The following is a 15,048-nucleotide window of genomic DNA, read 5'->3' as shown; positions in this document are numbered from 1 at the left end:
TTCCAGGGAGGTTCCGGCGCATGAAAATGCCTCCCTCCCGCGCCGTACGCGCAGGTGGGAGGCATGATCATGAAACCTACTTCTTCTTGCCCTGGTTCTTGACCGCCTCGATGGCTGCCGCCGCTGCCTCCGGGTCGAGGTACGTGCCGCCCGGGGTCAGGGGCTTGAAGTCGGTGTCGAGTTCGTAGGAGAGGGGGATGCCCGTCGGGATGTTCAGGCCGGCGATGTCCGCGTCCGAGATGCCGTCCAGGTGCTTGACCAGAGCGCGGAGGCTGTTGCCGTGGGCGGCGACCAGGACCGTGCGGCCGGCGAGGAGGTCGGGGACGATGCCGTCGTACCAGTACGGGAGCATGCGGATGACGACGTCCTTCAGGCACTCCGTGCGGGGGCGGAGCTCCGGCGGGATCGTCGCGTAACGGGGGTCGGCGGACTGGGAGAACTCCGCGCCGTCCTCGAGCGGCGGCGGCGGGGTGTCGTAGGAGCGGCGCCACAGCATGAACTGCTCCTCGCCGAACTCGGCGAGGGTCTGCGCCTTGTCCTTGCCCTGGAGGGCGCCGTAGTGGCGCTCGTTCAGGCGCCAGCTGCGGTGGACCGGGATCCAGTGGCGGTCGGCGGCCTCGAGGGCCAGCTGTGCCGTGCGGATCGCCCGCTTCTGGAGGGACGTGTGCACCACGTCGGGGAGAAGGTCGGCGTCCTTCAGAAGCTCGCCACCGCGGACTGCCTCCTTCTCGCCCTTCTCATTGAGGTTGACGTCCACCCAGCCGGTGAACAGGTTCTTCGCGTTCCACTCGCTCTCGCCGTGGCGGAGGAGGATCAGCTTGTACGGTGCGTCGGCCATGGGTCAGAGCGTAATCCACGGGTTCGTCCCGCCGTGTGGCTGCCCGAAGGCCGGACAGTTGACTGCATCTGTTAAATGAGTGGCCCGCGTCCGCCCGGTGTTCGTAAGTTGTCGTTACCGCCAGAGGCACTTACATCCGTGGGGGGATCCGCCATGCCCGTCGCCAGTCTGAGACGTGCCGCCCGTGAGACCGTCTCGGGACTCCCCCGCGAGTTCTGGTGGCTGTGGACCAGCACCCTCGTCAACCGGCTCGGCGCCTTCGTCGCCACCTTCATGGCGCTGTACCTGACGCTCGACCGCGGGTACTCCGCCTCCTACGCCGGACTGGTCGCCTCGCTGCACGGGCTCGGCGGGGTCGTCTCCTCGCTGGGCGGCGGAGTGATGGCCGACCGGCTCGGGCGGCGGCCCACCCTGCTCGTCGCCCAGTCCGCCACCGCCGCCTCCGTCGCGCTGCTCGGCTTCGTGCACGACCCGGTCGCCATCGCCGCCGTCGCCTTCCTCGTCGGCATGGCCTCCAACGCCTCCCGGCCCGCCGTGCAGGCGATGATGGCCGACATCGTGCGGTCCGAGGACCGGGTGCGGGCCTTCTCGCTGAACTACTGGGCCATCAACCTCGGCTTCGCCGTCTCCTCCATGGCCGCCGGGTTCATCGCCGAGTTCAGCTACCTCGCCGGGTTCCTGATCGAGGCCGGGATGACGGCCCTGTGCGCGGTGGTCGTGTTCCTGAAGCTGCCCGAGTCACGGCCCGAGCGGACGGCGCCCCAGAAGGCGGCCGAGGAGAGGATCGGCCTCGGGACCGTGCTGCGCGACGGTCGGTACATGGGGGTCGTCGGGCTGTCCTTCCTCGTCGCCCTCGTCTTCCAGCAGGGCTCGGTCGGACTGCCGGTCGCCATGGGCGAGGCCGGGTTCACCCCCGCCGACTACGGCCTCGCGATCGCCGTCAACGGCATCCTGATCGTCGCGCTGCAGATCCCGGTCACCCGGTTCATCCAGGACCGGGACCCGCGCCGGCTGCTCGTCGTCTCGTCGGTCCTCGCCGGGTACGGCTTCGGGCTCACCGCCTTCGCCGGGTCGGTCGGCGTCTTCGCGCTGACCGTGTGCGTGTGGACCCTGGGCGAGATGATCAACGCGCCGACGCAGACGGGGATCGTCGTACGGCTCTCTCCGGTGCACGGGCGCGGCCGCTACCAGGGCGTCTACACCCTGTCCTGGTCGCTCGCCGCGCTCGTCGCCCCGCTGATGTCCGGCCTGGTCATCGACCGGTTCGGAGCTGAATGGCTGTGGGGGCTGTGCGCGGCCGTCGGGACGGCGGCGGGGGTCGGGTACGGCGTGCTCATGCGGCGGATGCCGGAGGAGGCGGATGGCGAGGAGGAGCGGGCGGTGAGGGAGACTTCCGTGTCGGCCGCGGCGGAGGCGACCGTCCGCTGACCTCCCCTCGTCCCCCGGTGGAGACATGCGCCCTCGGTCGCCCGACTCCCGGTGGACGCACACGCCTCGGTCCCCCGGCCGCCGGTGGACACACGCGCCCTCAGTCCCCCAGCCCCGGCGGACACCCGCGCCCTCGGCCCCCCGACCCCCGGTGACCACACGCGAGCGAGCCCCCTGCCCGCACTTCTCCTGCGGCAAGGGGCTCGTGTCGTGTGCGGCCGTCAGAAGCTGACGTTCACGCCGACCTGGTGGGGCAGCGCGCCGAGGGCGCCGTCGACGGTGCCCAGGGCCGTCGCCTTGACCGAGTCCACCTCGGCCAGGATGCCCGCGCTGCTCAGGCTGGTGGAGCCGGCGGCGACGCCGATCTGCGGGCTCAGGCCTCCGGAGACGGCGTCGAGCTCGGCGTCGGAGATCTCGAGGGTCTGGACCTGGGGAGCGGAGTTCATGAGGGGACTGCCCTTCGCATGGATGTACCAGGGGGAAGCGGCCCGGCTGAGGGGGACAGACGACGGGCCGCGGTGCGCAGGATCAAATCACGGTGCGTGCCCGGCATCCAGTCGACCGACCTGCGGAGCGCGGCAGTTGGACCGGCCGGCGACCGAACCGTGAGGGGATGTACACGAATTGGGGCCGGGTTCTCCACGTGGAGGGCGGCACAGGGGATGGCCGGGGCGGCGTCACGGCCGCGCCCGACGGGACAACTCGCACCAACGCGCCCGTACCCCGCAGTGATTGCGCATGCCCTGTGCAGATTTGGTCCCTCTTCCCTCACGGATGCATCCGCGCCCCCTTGAGCACCTTGTCCACCGCGTTCTTCGGCCCGTACACCGCGAGCCCGACCAGATCCAGCTCCGCCGTACCGACGGCCCGTACGGCCGCCCGGTTGTCCCCGTCGTGGCCGGTCGCGAAGAGGTCGGAGGTGAACAGCGCCCGCGGGAGCGCCCGGGACAGGGCGCGCGCGTGGGCCGCCGTCAGGGTCTCCTTCGTGCCCTCGAAGACCAGGACCGGCTGGCGGAACATCGGCAGGTACTGCACGTCGTCCGCGTCCTCGTACGGTTCGCCGATCACCTCGGGGACCGTGCTGCCGAGGCCGCTGACCAGGAACGCGGTGACGTTCAGGCGCTGCCAGGTCTCCAGGTCCTCGCGCAGCAGGACGGCGATCTTGGTGTCGAACCGGATGGGTGTGTCGCTCATGCTCCGAGACTGCCGGTCGGCTCACGGCCCCGTCTTGTACGTTTTTTGCATGGCCACTCAGCGCTCCCGACCGGAGGTCTCCGCCTGGCGCCCCCGGGTGCGGGGCGTGGTGGAGGTCTTCCACGCGCACTTCACCGAGTACGCCTACCCCATGCACGTCCATGAGGCGTGGACGCTGCTCATCGTGGACGACGGGGCCGTACGGTACGACCTCGACCGGCACGAGCACGGCACCCCGCACGACACGGTCACCCTGCTGCCGCCGCACGTCCCGCACAACGGCTCGCCGGCCACCCCGCACGGCTTCCGCAAGCGGGTCGTCTACCTCGACGGCACCCGGCTCGGCGACGACCTCATCGGGGCCGCCGTCGACGGTCCCGACCTGCGCGATCCGGTGCTGCGCCGGCGGGTCGGGCAGCTGCACACCGCGCTCGGGCGGCCGGGCGAGGAGCTGGAGGCCGAGAGCCGGCTGACGCTGATCGGCGACCGACTGCGGGACCTGCTGCGGCCGGGGCAGGAGACGCGGCCCTCGCGTCCCGACCCCGTCCTCGCGCGCCGGCTGCGCGAGCTCCTCGACGAGCACGTCGTCGACGGGCTCGGTCTCGACGCCGCCGCGGAGCTCCTGCACGCCCATCCCGCCCATCTGGTACGGGCGTTCAGCACCGCCTACGGCATCGCCCCGCACCAGTACCTCACCTCCCGCCGCGTCGACCGGGCCCGCCGCCTCCTGCTGGACGGGCGGGCGCCGGGCGAGGTGGCGTCGGCGACGGGCTTCTTCGACCAGTCCCATCTGACGCGCCACTTCGGGAAGTTGGTGGGGGTGACGCCGGGGCGCTACCGGATCGCCGCGCGCTGAGCCTCGTGCAGGTTGCGCGGTCGTACGACGTCCGTGGTGCCGTAGAGCTCCAGCCGGGAGTGCAGGTCCCCGGTGAAGTCCGGTACGTCGATCTGGTCGGACTCGGTGACGGTGTTGAGGCCGACCGTCGCGGAGTACGGTGCCAGGCCGTCGAGCTTCATCAGACCCGCGCGGCCATTGGTGACCCGGACGTTCCAGTGGGTGAACCGGGCGCCGAAGAGCGGTCCCGCGTTCGCGTCGCCGCCGTGGCGGCCGTTGTTGTTGACGGTGATGTCGGTGCGGACGTTGGCGAACGGCAGGCCGCGGTGGGAGTCGAAGGTGCCCATCTGCATGTCCCCGCGCGACCACACGTTGTACGAGGACAGGCCCTCGACGTTGATGCCGTGCAGTTGGGTGTCGGCCCGGGCCGGGACCGTGCGCTGCTCGATGGTGAAGTCCTCGATCAGGTTGTCGTGCGAACCCTCACGGCAGAAGTACGGGTGGTGTTCGCCCCGGCCGCCCACGCGCGTGCGGCGCAGGGTGCAGGAGGAGGCGGCGACCAGGCCGAAGCCGTTGTCGACGTTGCGGACGGTCACGTCTTCCACCCAGCAGTCGTACGCACACTGCAGGACGACCCCGTTGTAGCCCTTGTCGAGGAGGTGCGGGGACTGGGGTGTCTCCATCACCTCCAGGGTCAGGCCCTCGACGCCGGAGCCGGTCAACTCCCGGACGTGTGTGGTGAACTCGGCGTTCCATTCGGGGCGCAGGTCCAGCGGCAGGGGGCGTTCGAGGGTGACTCTGCGGCCTCGGACGCGGGCGATGCGGACCGGCCATTCGTAGGGGACGTACGACAGGAGCTTGGTCTTGTCCTCCCAGTAGTACGCCGCCGGACCGGGGCCGCCGCCCGACATGTGCTGGAGCAGGGTGTGGGTGGCGTCGTCGGAGATGCGCAGGAGGACCAGGGCGCCGGGGCGGAGGTGCGAGGGGTCGGCGACGGTGACCGTCCAGTCGCCCTGGCGGGCGGGTTCGACGGGGGTCAGGGGCCGCCACTCGTCCCGTTTGTTGCCGGTCCAGCCCTCGAAGGGCCAGGCCTGGGCCTTGATCGCGGCCACCAGGGAGTCCCAACGGGCCTTCGGGGCCAGCCAGATGAGGCCGCCCGCCCAGGACCAGGCCGACTTGGTGCCGCCGTAGCGGGAGCCGTACACGCCGATCAGTTCGGTGAGGTTCTTGGTGGCGTAGAGCGTGGTGCGGTCGCTTCCGGCGCCGCGCAGCACGACGTTGTCGTGGCCGATCTGGATCAGGCCGTCGATGCGGAAGGTGCCGGGCGGGATGGAGACCGTGCCACCGCCGGCCCGTCCGGCGGCGGCGATGGCACGGTTGATCGCGGGGGCGCAGTCGGTCGTTCCGTCCGCCACGGCGCCGTAGCGGCGGACGTCGAGGACGGCGGGGCGGTGCGGGAAGTGCGCCGCCCCGCCTCGGTATCCGGCCCTTCCGATGTACGGGATCTGCGGGTGGGTGAAAGGGGTGCGGACGAACTCCCGCCAGAGGGTGGGGACTTCGCCGGGAACATGGCCGACGGTCGGCCGGGCCGCCGCGAGCGCCGGTGTCGCGGTGATCGCCGCGGCCGCCACCGCCGTGGTTCCGGCTAGGAGACTCCGTCTGGTCATGCCGTGGTGCGCGGTGCTCATTCCGTACGTCCTTCCATGCGGCTCTTCATGGATGTGAACGACGTTCAGATCTGCGTCACGCGTGAGCATGCCACGGCACCCTGCAGGCCCGGAAGGGGCGTGCGAGGGTTATTAGGTACGGACCTGAAATTCAGTCAGCGGGGCGCTGGGTCAGGTGCGTGAACGCGTCGAGGTTGCGCGTCGATTCGCCCCGGGACACCCGCCAGGCGTACTCCTTGCGGATCGCCGAGGCGAAACCGAGCTCCAGGAGGGTGTTGAAGCTGCCGTCCGCCGCCTCCAGGACCTGGCCGAGCAGACGGTCGATCTCCTCCGGCGTGACCGCGGAGAGGGGGAGTTTCGCGGTGACGTAGATGTCGCCGAGGTGGTCCACCGCGTAACTCACGCCGTACAGCTTGAGGTTGCGTTCCAGGAGCCAGCGGTGGACTCCGGGCTCGTTCTCGTCGGGATGGCGGATGACGAAAGCGTTGACGGAGAGGGAGTGACGGCCGACGAGGAGCGACACCGTCGTCTTCAGCTTGCGGGTGCCGGGGAGTTGGGCCACGTAGGTGCCGGGGGCGGGGCTCTCCCACTCGACCTCGGCGTCCTTCAGGGCCTCCTCGACGATCTGCGCCGCCTTGGCCTGGGGCGTCTTCGCTTCGTCCGTCTTTGCCTCGTCCGCTTTCGCCTCGTCAGCCATGTTGCGAGCGTACGCGACGGCGGTGCGTCTGCATCGCGGCCGTGTACACGTCCGCCGTCGCGGCGGCCGCGGTGTCCCAGCCGAAGCACTGGGCGTGGTCGGCCGCCGCCGCGCCCAGGCGGGGGGTGAGCGTGGCGTCGTCGGCGAAGGCGCGGAGCACGCGCGCGTAGTCGGCGGGGTTGTGGCCTCGTACGAGGAAACCGGTCTCCTCGTTCCGGACGGCCACCGGGAGTCCGCCCACCGCTGCCGCGAGCACCGGGGTGCCGGCCGCCTGTGCCTCTATGGCCACCAGGCCGAAGGACTCGCTGTACGACGGCATGACGAGCACGGACGCGGCCCGGAACCAGTCCGCCAGCTGCTCCTGGCCCACCGGCGGGCGGAACCGTACGACGTCCGCGATGCCCAGGCGGGCGGCGAGCTTCTGCAGGCCCTCCGGCTTGGCGAGGCCGCTGCCGCTGGGGCCGCCGACGACGGGGACGACGATGCGGGAGCGGAGGTCGGGGCGCTCGTCGAGGAGCGTGGCCACCGCGCGGAGGAGGATGTCCGGCGCCTTGAGGGGCTGGATGCGGCCGGCGAAGAGCGGGATCAGGGCGTCCTGGGGAAGGCCGAGGCGGGCCCTTGCCGCAGCTCGGCCGTCCGCCGGGCGGAAGCGGTCGAGGTTGACGCCGGGGTGGACCACCGCGACCTTGGCGGGATCGGCGCTGTAGTGGTGGATCAGCTCGGTCGCCTCTTCGGCGGTGTTCGCGATCAGGCGGTCGGCGGCGTCCACGATCTGGGTCTCGCCGATGACCCTGGCCGCGGGTTCGGGGGTGTCTCCGTCGGCGAGGTTGGCGTTCTTGACCTTGGCCATGGTGTGCATGGCGTGCACGAGGGGGACGCCCCAGCGCTGGGCCGCGAGCCAGCCGACGTGGCCGGAGAGCCAGTAGTGGGAGTGGACGAGGTCGTAGTGGCCGGGGCGGTGGCCGGCCCATGCCTGCATCACGCCGTGCGTGAAGGCGCAGAGCTGGGCGGGGAGGTCCTCCTTGGCCAGGCCCTCGTAGGGGCCCGCGTCGACGTGGCGGACCAGGACGCCGGGGGCCAGCTCGACGGTCGGCGGGAGTGCGGCGGCGGTCGCTCGGGTGAAGATCTCCACCTCGATGTTGATGGCCGCGAGGCGCTGGGCGAGTTCGACGATGTAGACGTTCATGCCGCCCGCGTCGCCGGTGCCGGGCTGGTGGAGCGGGGAGGTGTGGACCGAGAGCATGGCCACGCGGCGGGGGCGGCGGTGGAGCCTCAGGCGGGTGGGCGGGGCCGGGGAGCGTCGCCCGAGCCTGCTGACGTACTGGCTCACTTGGCGGTCCTCCTTGCAGCGGGCATGCCGGGGTGGAGGGTGTGCGGTTCCCTCCACGGGGGTGCAACAGCGGAGGGGCGGGTTCCCATTCCTGGGGTGGCGAATTTTGCCTGGACATTACCGATGGTCGCTCAACCGTTCGGGCGTTCGGTGCGTGTGGGGTCTGGGCGGTGATGCCTGCGGCGGCCTGCGCGGGTTGTGTGGGTTGTGTGGGGGCTTGCGTTGCGCACTGCTCGCCGTTGCGCCGGTGCGGGCGCATACCCTCTCGGTATGAGCAGCCGCGCCGTGTCCCGTCCTGTGGGCAGCGTCACTCGCGGGACGACGAATCCGAATCGGCTGCGGCGGATGGATCGGTGGATCGCCCATGCGCAGGGTGGGGAGCTGCGGCGGGTGGGTGATCCGGTTGCGATTGATCTCGGGTACGGGGCCTCGCCCTGGACCGCTGTGGAGTTGCTGGAGCGGCTGCGGGCCGTGGCGCCGGGCGTGCGGGTGGTGGGGGTCGAGATCGAGCCCGCTCGGGTCGCTGGTGCCAAGCGGTATGAGCGGGACGGGCTCGTGTTTGTGCATGGCGGCTTCGAGATCCCGGTGAGTGGTCGGGTGTCGCTGATTCGTGCGGCCAACGTGCTGCGGCAGTACGACGAGGGCGAGGTGGCCGGCGTCTGGGGGCGGTTGTGTGGGCGGCTTGCTCCCGGTGGGCTGCTCGTCGAGGGGACCTGTGACGAGGTCGGGCGGCGGCATGTGTGGGTCGCTCTGGGGGTGGAGGGGCCGCGGACCGTCACCTTCGCGGCTCATCTGGGGTCGTTGGAGCGTCCGTCCGAGCTTGCTGCGCGGTTGCCGAAGGTGCTCATCCACCGCAATGTGCCGGGGCAGGCTGTTTATGCCTTTTTGCGGGACTTCGATCAGGCCTGGGCGACCGCTGCTCCTCTGGCTTCTTACGGCGCTCGGCAGCGGTGGATCCAGGCGGTGCGGTATCTGGCCGCCGATTGGCCGCTCGTGGGCGGGGTCGGGCGGTGGCGGCAGGGTGAAGTGACGGTGGCCTGGGAGGCGTTGGCGCCGGGCCGCTGACCTGGGGGGAACGATCTGGGTGGATGGTTCGTCACAGGGGGCGGGGAGATCGTCAGGGGTCCGGGGCTGTCTTATTGCGGTTGATCGTGGCACGATCCCTCGGGTTTGTATGTTACTGACGGTAAATCAGGTTGGGGGAGCGGTATGGGTGCGGCCAAGCGTCGGTTGCTGGCCACCGCCGTGGCGTGTGTGGTTGCCGTACTGGCCGTCCCCGGGGTGGCGTTCGCGAGTCCGGAGCCGACTCCTTCGGCCTCTGCCAAGAACCTTGAGGCCGTCCGGGAGAAGCTCGATGGGCTGTACCACGACGCCGCCGTCGCCACGGACTCCTACAACGCCGCCGAGGAGCGGGCACGGAAGCAGTCCGCCGCGATCGTCGATCTGGCGAAGAAGATCGTCGAAGGGCAGAAGAAGCTCGACGAGTTGAAGAAGCGGGCGGGGGCCGCGGCTGCCGCGCAGTACCGGAGCGGGGGGCTGCCCGATGAGGCGCAGTTGCTGCTCAGCGACAATCCGCAGCAGTTCCTGGACGGGGCCGGGCGGGTGCTGCAGGGCGAACGGGCGGCCAAGGGGCTCATCGGGGAACTGACCCGTACACAGGAGGACTTGCAGCAGTACGCGACGGACGCCTCCGCGCAGTGGCAGAAGCTGGAGGCCGATCGGAAGGCGAAGGAGTCCGCCCGCAAGGAGATCAAGACGCAGATCGCGGCCGCCGAGAAGCTCGAGTCCCGGCTGGAGGAGAAGGAGAAGGAGCGGCTCGCCGAGTTGGAGCGGGAAGCCGCTTACAAGGCGCAGAGCGCCTGGCTCGGCACCGGGGTGATGGACGAGATCAAGGGGTCCGCTTCCGAGGCGGGGAAGAAGGCCGTCGCCTTCGCCACCCAGCAGATCGGGAAGCCCTATGAATGGGGTGCCGAGGGGCCCAAGTCGTACGACTGCTCGGGGCTCACCTCGCAGGCCTGGCTGGATGCCGGGCATCCCATTCCGCGTACCTCGCAGGAGCAGTGGAAGCAGCTCAAGCACGTGGACATCAAGGACATGCGCCCTGGGGATCTCATCATCTACTTCGACGACGCCAGCCATGTCGCCCTGTACATCGGTGACGGCGCCATCGTGCACGCGCCGCGGCCGGGGCGGACGGTGACGATCGCGGGGGCCGGGTCCATGCCAATCCTGGGCGTGGTGCGGCCGGACGCCTGAGACCGCGGTCACGTGACGCAGGGCACGCAGCGTTGAGTTCAAACGTCGGGTGGACGTGACCTTCGTCATTCCCCCTGGTGGGGTGTGCTGTCCAACTGCGGTACGGAACGCGGCATATGACGGTGGCCGGTGTACGGCGACGTGGCTCACACCATTCCGCTCAGCCGCCGACTACCGCTATGGTCCCCGTCGGTGGATCGAGGCCCCTCGCCCCACCGCGCCCTCGGGGGGAGGGAAGGAAGTCAGGACGATGCCCGTACCCATACCGCGGCAGCGAGCGATCCCGGCCGCGGAGAGCGGTCAGGCTCACGGCGGTCCCTCCACGCGCCGGTCCCCGTACAAGGAAGCCACGGTCGACAACAACGCCACCACCCACCTCACGCTGCTGCTGATCGAGAACGATCCCGGCGGCTCCGCGGTCCTGCCCGAACCGCAGGACCCGGCCGACAAGCCGATCCGCGTCCGGCACGCCCGCAACCTCACCGAGGCGGAGCGGCTGCTGACCGACGACGTCCACTGCATCCTGCTGGACCTCGCCCTGCCGGGGCGTGGCGACGACGAGGACGAGCTCGCCGTGCTCAAGCACGTGCTGCGGCTCGCCCCCCGGCACGCCGTGCTCGCCCTGGCCCCCTCCGGTGACGCCGAGCGCGGCGCCGAGGCCGTGCGGGTGGGCGCCCAGGACTATCTCTTCCGGGACGAGCTGGACGGGCGGCTGCTGAGCCGGGCGGTGCGGTACGCCGTGGAGCGGAAACGTTCCGACACGGCCGAGCGACGGCTGGCCGAGGGTCGGGTACGGGCGCAGGAGAACCGGCGTCTTGAGCGCGGGCTGTTGCCGACGCCGCTGCTGGACGGATCATCGCTGCGGTTCGCCGCGCGCTACCGGCCCGGCCGCTCGCGTGCGCTGCTCGGCGGGGACTTCTACGACGTCGTACGGACTCCGGACGGGACCGTGCACGCCATGATCGGTGACGTCTGCGGGCACGGCCCCGACGAGGCCGCGCTCGGGGTGGAGCTGCGGATCGCCTGGCGGGCGCTGACGCTCGCGGGGCTGTGCGGGGATCAGTTGCTGACCACACTCCAGCAGGTCCTCGAGCACGAGCGGTCCGACGACGAGATCTTCGCGACCCTGTGCACGGTGGACATCGCACCGGACGGGCGGAGGGCCGGGCTGTGTCTCGCCGGGCATCCCTCGCCGTTGGTCGCCCGGCCGGGACGGGCCCCGAAGCTGCTGCCGTACGACAACAACGGGCCGGCTCTCGGCCTGCTGCCCGGGGCCCGGTGGCCGCGGATGCAGGTGGAGCTGGGACCGGAGTGGAGTCTGATGCTCTACACCGACGGGCTCATCGAGGGCCATGTCGGTCAGGGGCGGGAACGGCTCGGGCAGGACGGGATGGTGGAGATCGTGCGCCGGCTGCTCGCCGAGGGGCTGGGCGGCGAGGAGCTGCTGCGGGTCGCGGTGAACGAGGTGCGCGAGCTCAACGGGGGCGAGTTGACGGACGACGTCGCGGTGCTGCTGCTGGACCGGGAGGGCTGAGCGCGGTCGCCGGGCCCCTGAGGGGCGTCGTGACCCTTGTCCTGACCCCGAGGGGCATGCTCGTCGTCCGGGGAGTTCTCAGCGTCCGCCGTTCCAGGGGCCGTACGGGCCGTCGCTGCTGCTGCCGCCGCCCTTTCTGCGGCCGAAGCCGCCGCCCGAGACCTGCTTGAGGGCGGGGCGGACGTCCACGAAGAAGACGATGGAGGCGACCAGGCCGGCGAGCTGGAGGAAGAGCATCGGGATCAGCAGGTTCACCGCCACCGCGATGCCCAGGATGATCAGCCAGAAGCCCTTGTTCTGCTTGTCGGCGGCGCGGTAGGCGTCGTCGCGGAAAAGGGCCGCCATGAGCAGCGCCACCACGGCGAGGACCAGCATGGCGAGGAAGAGCAGCCACATGAACCCTGCGAAGCCCGACATCAGCACAACGTCCACCACCCGAATCGGCTAGTCCTTACGCGGTCACCGTACCCGTTCGGGCGTTCCCGCTACACAGAGAACGGGCCGGGCACTCCAGGAGTGCCCGGCCCGTTCTTCGTCACCCGTTCGTGTCACTTGGCGGGCGGGGTGGTCTTCTTCGCGGTGGTGGGCTTGCGGACCGGCGCCTTCTTGGCGGGGGCCGTCTTCTTGGCGGCGGTAGCGGGCGTGGCCGCGGCGGGCTCCTCCTTCACGGCGGCCGGCTCGGGCTTGGGCTCGACCGCGATCGCCAGTTCCTCGACGTCCTCGGCGACGGACTCGATGCCCTCGGCGGCCTCGCCGCGCCAGGTCCGCACGGCCTGCTCGCCGTGCTCGGCGACCTTCTCGTAGGTCTCGCGGGCCTTGACGGCGTACTCGGCGGCCACGCCGACACCGCGCAGCGCGAAGTCCTGGGCGGACTCGCCGAACTTCTTCAGGTCGGCGTCGATGGTGGAACCGAGCTTCTTGATGTCGCCGTCGAGGGAGGCGATGAACTCGGTGACCTTGGCCTGGAAGGACTCCTGCGTCTCCTTGACGCGGGCCTGCGCCTCCTTGGCACGGGCCTGGGCCTTCTCCTGGACGGCCTTCGGGTCGGTGTTGCGGACGGCCTCGATGCGGGCCGGGGCCTCGGCGCGCAGCTGCTCCACCAGGCCGGGCACCTTCTTGGCCTGCTGGAAGGCCAGGTCGGCGGTGCCGGCCGCGAAGTAGAGCGGCGTGGGGTCGCTGAGGGTCTTGCGGAGGTCGTCGGTGATGGCCATGGTGATGGTCCTCCCGGATCACGTGCAGCTGAGGGTTTTGGGTGCCGCGGCGGGCTCGCTCAACTGGCGGGCCGCTGCGGGTCGTGCGGTGCGGCGTCGCTGCCGCCGGCTGTGCGGGTGCGGCGCGCGGCGGACTCACGTCCACCGGCCGCGCGGTTCTCGGCCGCGTCGGTGCCCTTGCGGGCGGGGCGTCGTACGACGGTGTCGTCGCCCTCGGTGTCCACCGCGCCGTCGCCGGACGCCACGGCCTCGGCGACCGCGGCGTTCGTCTGGGCCACCGCGTCGGCCTCGCCGTCCTCGGCCCCGAAGCCGTTCTCTTTCCTGAACGACTCGTAGATCTGCAGCAGGACCTGCTTCTGCCGCTCGTTGAGCGTGGGGTCGGCGAGTATGACCGCGCGCGTCTCCACCTCGTCGCGGTCGCGCTCCGCGTCGAGGATTCCGGCCCGCACGTACAGCGTCTCGGCGGAGATCCGCAGCGCCTTGGCTACTTGCTGCAACACCTCCGCGCTCGGCTTGCGCAGCCCGCGCTCGATCTGGCTCAGATACGGATTGGACACCCCGGCGGCATCGGCGAGCTGCCTGAGCGACAGCTGCGCGTTGCGCCGCTGTTCACGCAGGTACTCGCCGAGATTGCCGACGTTGAGCGTTGCCATGCCTCCACTGTGCAACACCGTCGCTAACTATTGCAAGCACATGCTTGCAATAGTGCGCCACGCCACTCGGGTGGGTGCGGCCACCAGGGTGAGCCGCATGATCGTATGAATCAACGGCAGCACCCTCGGCACCCACGGCACGGGCAGGACGACGGCCGGCGCGCTCGTGCGGCACCGGATTCCGGAGCCGTCAACCGCCGAGTCCGCCCCGGCTCCCTCCCAGCCATGCCTCCAGCACTGCGAAGTCCTCATCCGTGAGGCCGTAGCGATGGTCGACCCGATGCAGAAGCGCCGGGGCGGGGTGGCGTGCGGCCACCCACGCCCGGTCGGCGTCGGTGAGTTCGTCGTCGACCCACACGAACGGACGTCCCGCCGCCCAGGCCACCAGCGGCCGCGTCTTCCAGTGCAGCGGCGCCGGCGTGTCGTCCTGGTCCGGCCAGTCCACCAGGGGCAGCTGAGGCAGGCCGAGCCACGGTGCGAGGCAGGTGTTCGCGTCGGTCAGCCAGGTCGTCGCCCAGACGAGTTCGCAGCCCAGGGACGTAAGCCGCGCCCCGAGAGCGGGATCCACGCGGCTCAGCAGGGGGAATGCGTCGGCGGTCTCCGGGCGTGTGTGACGGGACCTGTATGAGGGGTACGGGTCGGCCGCGCCGAAGGGGATCAGTGTCCCGTCGACATCGAGGAAGAGGAGCGTCGGAACCAGCATCGCGACCAGTGTCAGCCCTCGAAGCCCTGCTCCGCCAGGATCTTGTCGATGCGGGACCGGTGTGCCGACTCCCACTCGTCCAGGGACTCGGCGGCCTCCTTCGCGAGCTTCGCCCGGGCCGCCGTGAGGATCTCGTCCAGGCGTGCGGCGGGTACGGCGACCACGCCCTCCTCGTCCGCCACCACGACGTCCCCGGCCGACACCCGCACCCCTCCGCACACCACCGGCTCCCCCAGCGGCGCCACCGCGGACTTCGTGCCGGGGATGGGGATGACACCCCGCGCGAACACCGGGAACCCCGCCTCACGGACCTCCGCGAGGTCGCGGATCAGGCCGTCGAGCACGAACCCGGCGATGCCCCGCCGCTGGGCGACCGCGCAGACGTTTCCGCCCGCCAGCGCCCAGTCCAGGTCGCCTGATTCCACGACCACGACCGATCCGGGCTCGGCTCGGTGGATCGCCGCGTGCAGCATCAGGTTGTCCCCGGGAGGGCACCGCACGGTGAACGCGGGCCCGGCCACCCGCCCGACCGGCCCCCACAGCGGACGGATCCCGATGTCCATGACCTGTCCACGGCCGAGGAGGTCGGCGAGCGTGGTGGTGGGGACGTCCTGGAACTGGAATTCGCTGGCGTCAGTCATGGGCAGACGCTACCGTCCCTTCCCATGACTGCCGGGTCGGCCTCATGCCGTGAGCGAGTTG

At 70.8% G+C, this 15,048-nt stretch carries 16 protein-coding genes; 5 read left to right on the top strand and 11 right to left on the bottom strand.

Going from position 1 to position 15,048, the window contains the following annotated elements; genetic code table 11:
• Nucleotides 1-76 precede the first annotated feature (76 nt).
• The gene (locus ACWCQ1_RS38665; protein ID WP_133045704.1) at nt 77-838 is read right to left on the bottom strand and encodes a phosphoglyceromutase; all 762 of its coding nucleotides are present in this window, start codon (nt 836-838) and stop codon (nt 77-79) included.
• Between the two features lie 153 nt (nt 839-991).
• Between ACWCQ1_RS38665 and ACWCQ1_RS38660 the strand changes: the two genes are divergently transcribed.
• Nucleotides 992-2,266 (top strand): MDR family MFS transporter, encoded by a 1,275-nt coding sequence (locus ACWCQ1_RS38660; RefSeq protein WP_451028469.1) that lies wholly within the window; start codon nt 992-994, stop codon nt 2,264-2,266.
• Between the two features lie 221 nt (nt 2,267-2,487).
• Here ACWCQ1_RS38660 and ACWCQ1_RS38655 read toward each other — a convergent pair whose 3' ends face one another.
• A complete protein-coding gene (locus ACWCQ1_RS38655) occupies nt 2,488-2,712 on the bottom strand; it encodes a hypothetical protein (RefSeq protein WP_133045706.1) in 225 nt (74 codons plus the stop codon).
• 322 nt (nt 2,713-3,034) lie between these two features.
• On the bottom strand, nt 3,035-3,460 hold the full coding sequence (locus ACWCQ1_RS38650) for a DUF2000 family protein (protein ID WP_133045707.1): 426 nt from the start codon (nt 3,458-3,460) through the stop codon (nt 3,035-3,037).
• A gap of 49 nt (nt 3,461-3,509) precedes the next feature.
• On the opposite strand from ACWCQ1_RS38650, the gene ACWCQ1_RS38645 reads away from it, so the two are divergent.
• Nucleotides 3,510-4,316 carry an AraC family transcriptional regulator gene (locus ACWCQ1_RS38645; protein WP_451028468.1) on the top strand — a complete coding sequence of 269 codons (807 nt, stop codon included), beginning with the start codon at nt 3,510-3,512 and terminating at the stop codon, nt 4,314-4,316.
• On the opposite strand, the gene ACWCQ1_RS38640 is transcribed toward ACWCQ1_RS38645, so the two are convergent.
• From ACWCQ1_RS38640 to mshA, 3 genes are all read right to left on the bottom strand, one after another.
• Complete coding sequence (locus ACWCQ1_RS38640) at nt 4,295-5,983, bottom strand: glycosyl hydrolase family 28-related protein (RefSeq protein ID WP_451028467.1); 1,689 nt, start codon at nt 5,981-5,983, stop codon at nt 4,295-4,297. The genes ACWCQ1_RS38645 and ACWCQ1_RS38640 overlap by 22 nt on opposite strands.
• A gap of 130 nt (nt 5,984-6,113) precedes the next feature.
• Nucleotides 6,114-6,659 (bottom strand): type III secretion system chaperone family protein, encoded by a 546-nt coding sequence (locus tag ACWCQ1_RS38635; protein WP_358592194.1) that lies wholly within the window; start codon nt 6,657-6,659, stop codon nt 6,114-6,116.
• Complete coding sequence (gene mshA, locus ACWCQ1_RS38630; RefSeq protein WP_358592192.1) at nt 6,652-7,989, bottom strand: D-inositol-3-phosphate glycosyltransferase; 1,338 nt, start codon at nt 7,987-7,989, stop codon at nt 6,652-6,654. The genes ACWCQ1_RS38635 and mshA overlap by 8 nt, the downstream gene beginning before the upstream one ends.
• 270 nt (nt 7,990-8,259) lie before the next feature.
• Here mshA and ACWCQ1_RS38625 point away from each other — a divergent pair, with 270 nt between their 5' ends.
• The 3 genes from ACWCQ1_RS38625 to ACWCQ1_RS38615 all read left to right on the top strand — a co-directional run bounded on the left by ACWCQ1_RS38625 (nt 8,260) and on the right by ACWCQ1_RS38615 (nt 11,779).
• Complete coding sequence (locus ACWCQ1_RS38625) at nt 8,260-9,054, top strand: class I SAM-dependent methyltransferase (RefSeq protein WP_451028466.1); 795 nt, start codon at nt 8,260-8,262, stop codon at nt 9,052-9,054.
• A gap of 144 nt (nt 9,055-9,198) precedes the next feature.
• Nucleotides 9,199-10,245 carry a C40 family peptidase gene (locus ACWCQ1_RS38620; protein ID WP_358592186.1) on the top strand — a complete coding sequence of 349 codons (1,047 nt, stop codon included), beginning with the start codon at nt 9,199-9,201 and terminating at the stop codon, nt 10,243-10,245.
• Between the two features lie 250 nt (nt 10,246-10,495).
• Nucleotides 10,496-11,779, top strand: a complete 1,284-nt coding sequence (locus ACWCQ1_RS38615) for a PP2C family protein-serine/threonine phosphatase (RefSeq protein WP_451028465.1) — start codon at nt 10,496-10,498, stop codon at nt 11,777-11,779.
• Nucleotides 11,780-11,857: 78 nt separating this feature from the next.
• Here ACWCQ1_RS38615 and ACWCQ1_RS38610 read toward each other — a convergent pair whose 3' ends face one another.
• The 5 genes from ACWCQ1_RS38610 to ACWCQ1_RS38590 form a co-directional block, all read right to left on the bottom strand.
• Nucleotides 11,858-12,202 (bottom strand): DUF2516 family protein, encoded by a 345-nt coding sequence (locus tag ACWCQ1_RS38610; protein WP_358592881.1) that lies wholly within the window; start codon nt 12,200-12,202, stop codon nt 11,858-11,860.
• Nucleotides 12,203-12,327: 125 nt separating this feature from the next.
• Nucleotides 12,328-12,990, bottom strand: a complete 663-nt coding sequence (locus ACWCQ1_RS38605) for a hypothetical protein (RefSeq protein WP_358592183.1) — start codon at nt 12,988-12,990, stop codon at nt 12,328-12,330.
• Between the two features lie 59 nt (nt 12,991-13,049).
• A complete protein-coding gene (locus ACWCQ1_RS38600; protein WP_133045716.1) occupies nt 13,050-13,643 on the bottom strand; it encodes a helix-turn-helix domain-containing protein in 594 nt (197 codons plus the stop codon).
• 190 nt (nt 13,644-13,833) lie between these two features.
• On the bottom strand, nt 13,834-14,346 hold the full coding sequence (locus tag ACWCQ1_RS38595; RefSeq protein ID WP_451028464.1) for an HAD domain-containing protein: 513 nt from the start codon (nt 14,344-14,346) through the stop codon (nt 13,834-13,836).
• Nucleotides 14,347-14,357: 11 nt separating this feature from the next.
• The gene (locus ACWCQ1_RS38590; RefSeq protein ID WP_358592177.1) at nt 14,358-14,987 is read right to left on the bottom strand and encodes an RraA family protein; all 630 of its coding nucleotides are present in this window, start codon (nt 14,985-14,987) and stop codon (nt 14,358-14,360) included.
• Nucleotides 14,988-15,048: the final 61 nt, after the last annotated feature.

This window comes from Streptomyces sp. NPDC002144 (assembly GCF_053593695.1).
Note: the sequence above shows the minus strand (reverse complement) of the source record. Positions and strands in the feature narration are given on the sequence as shown.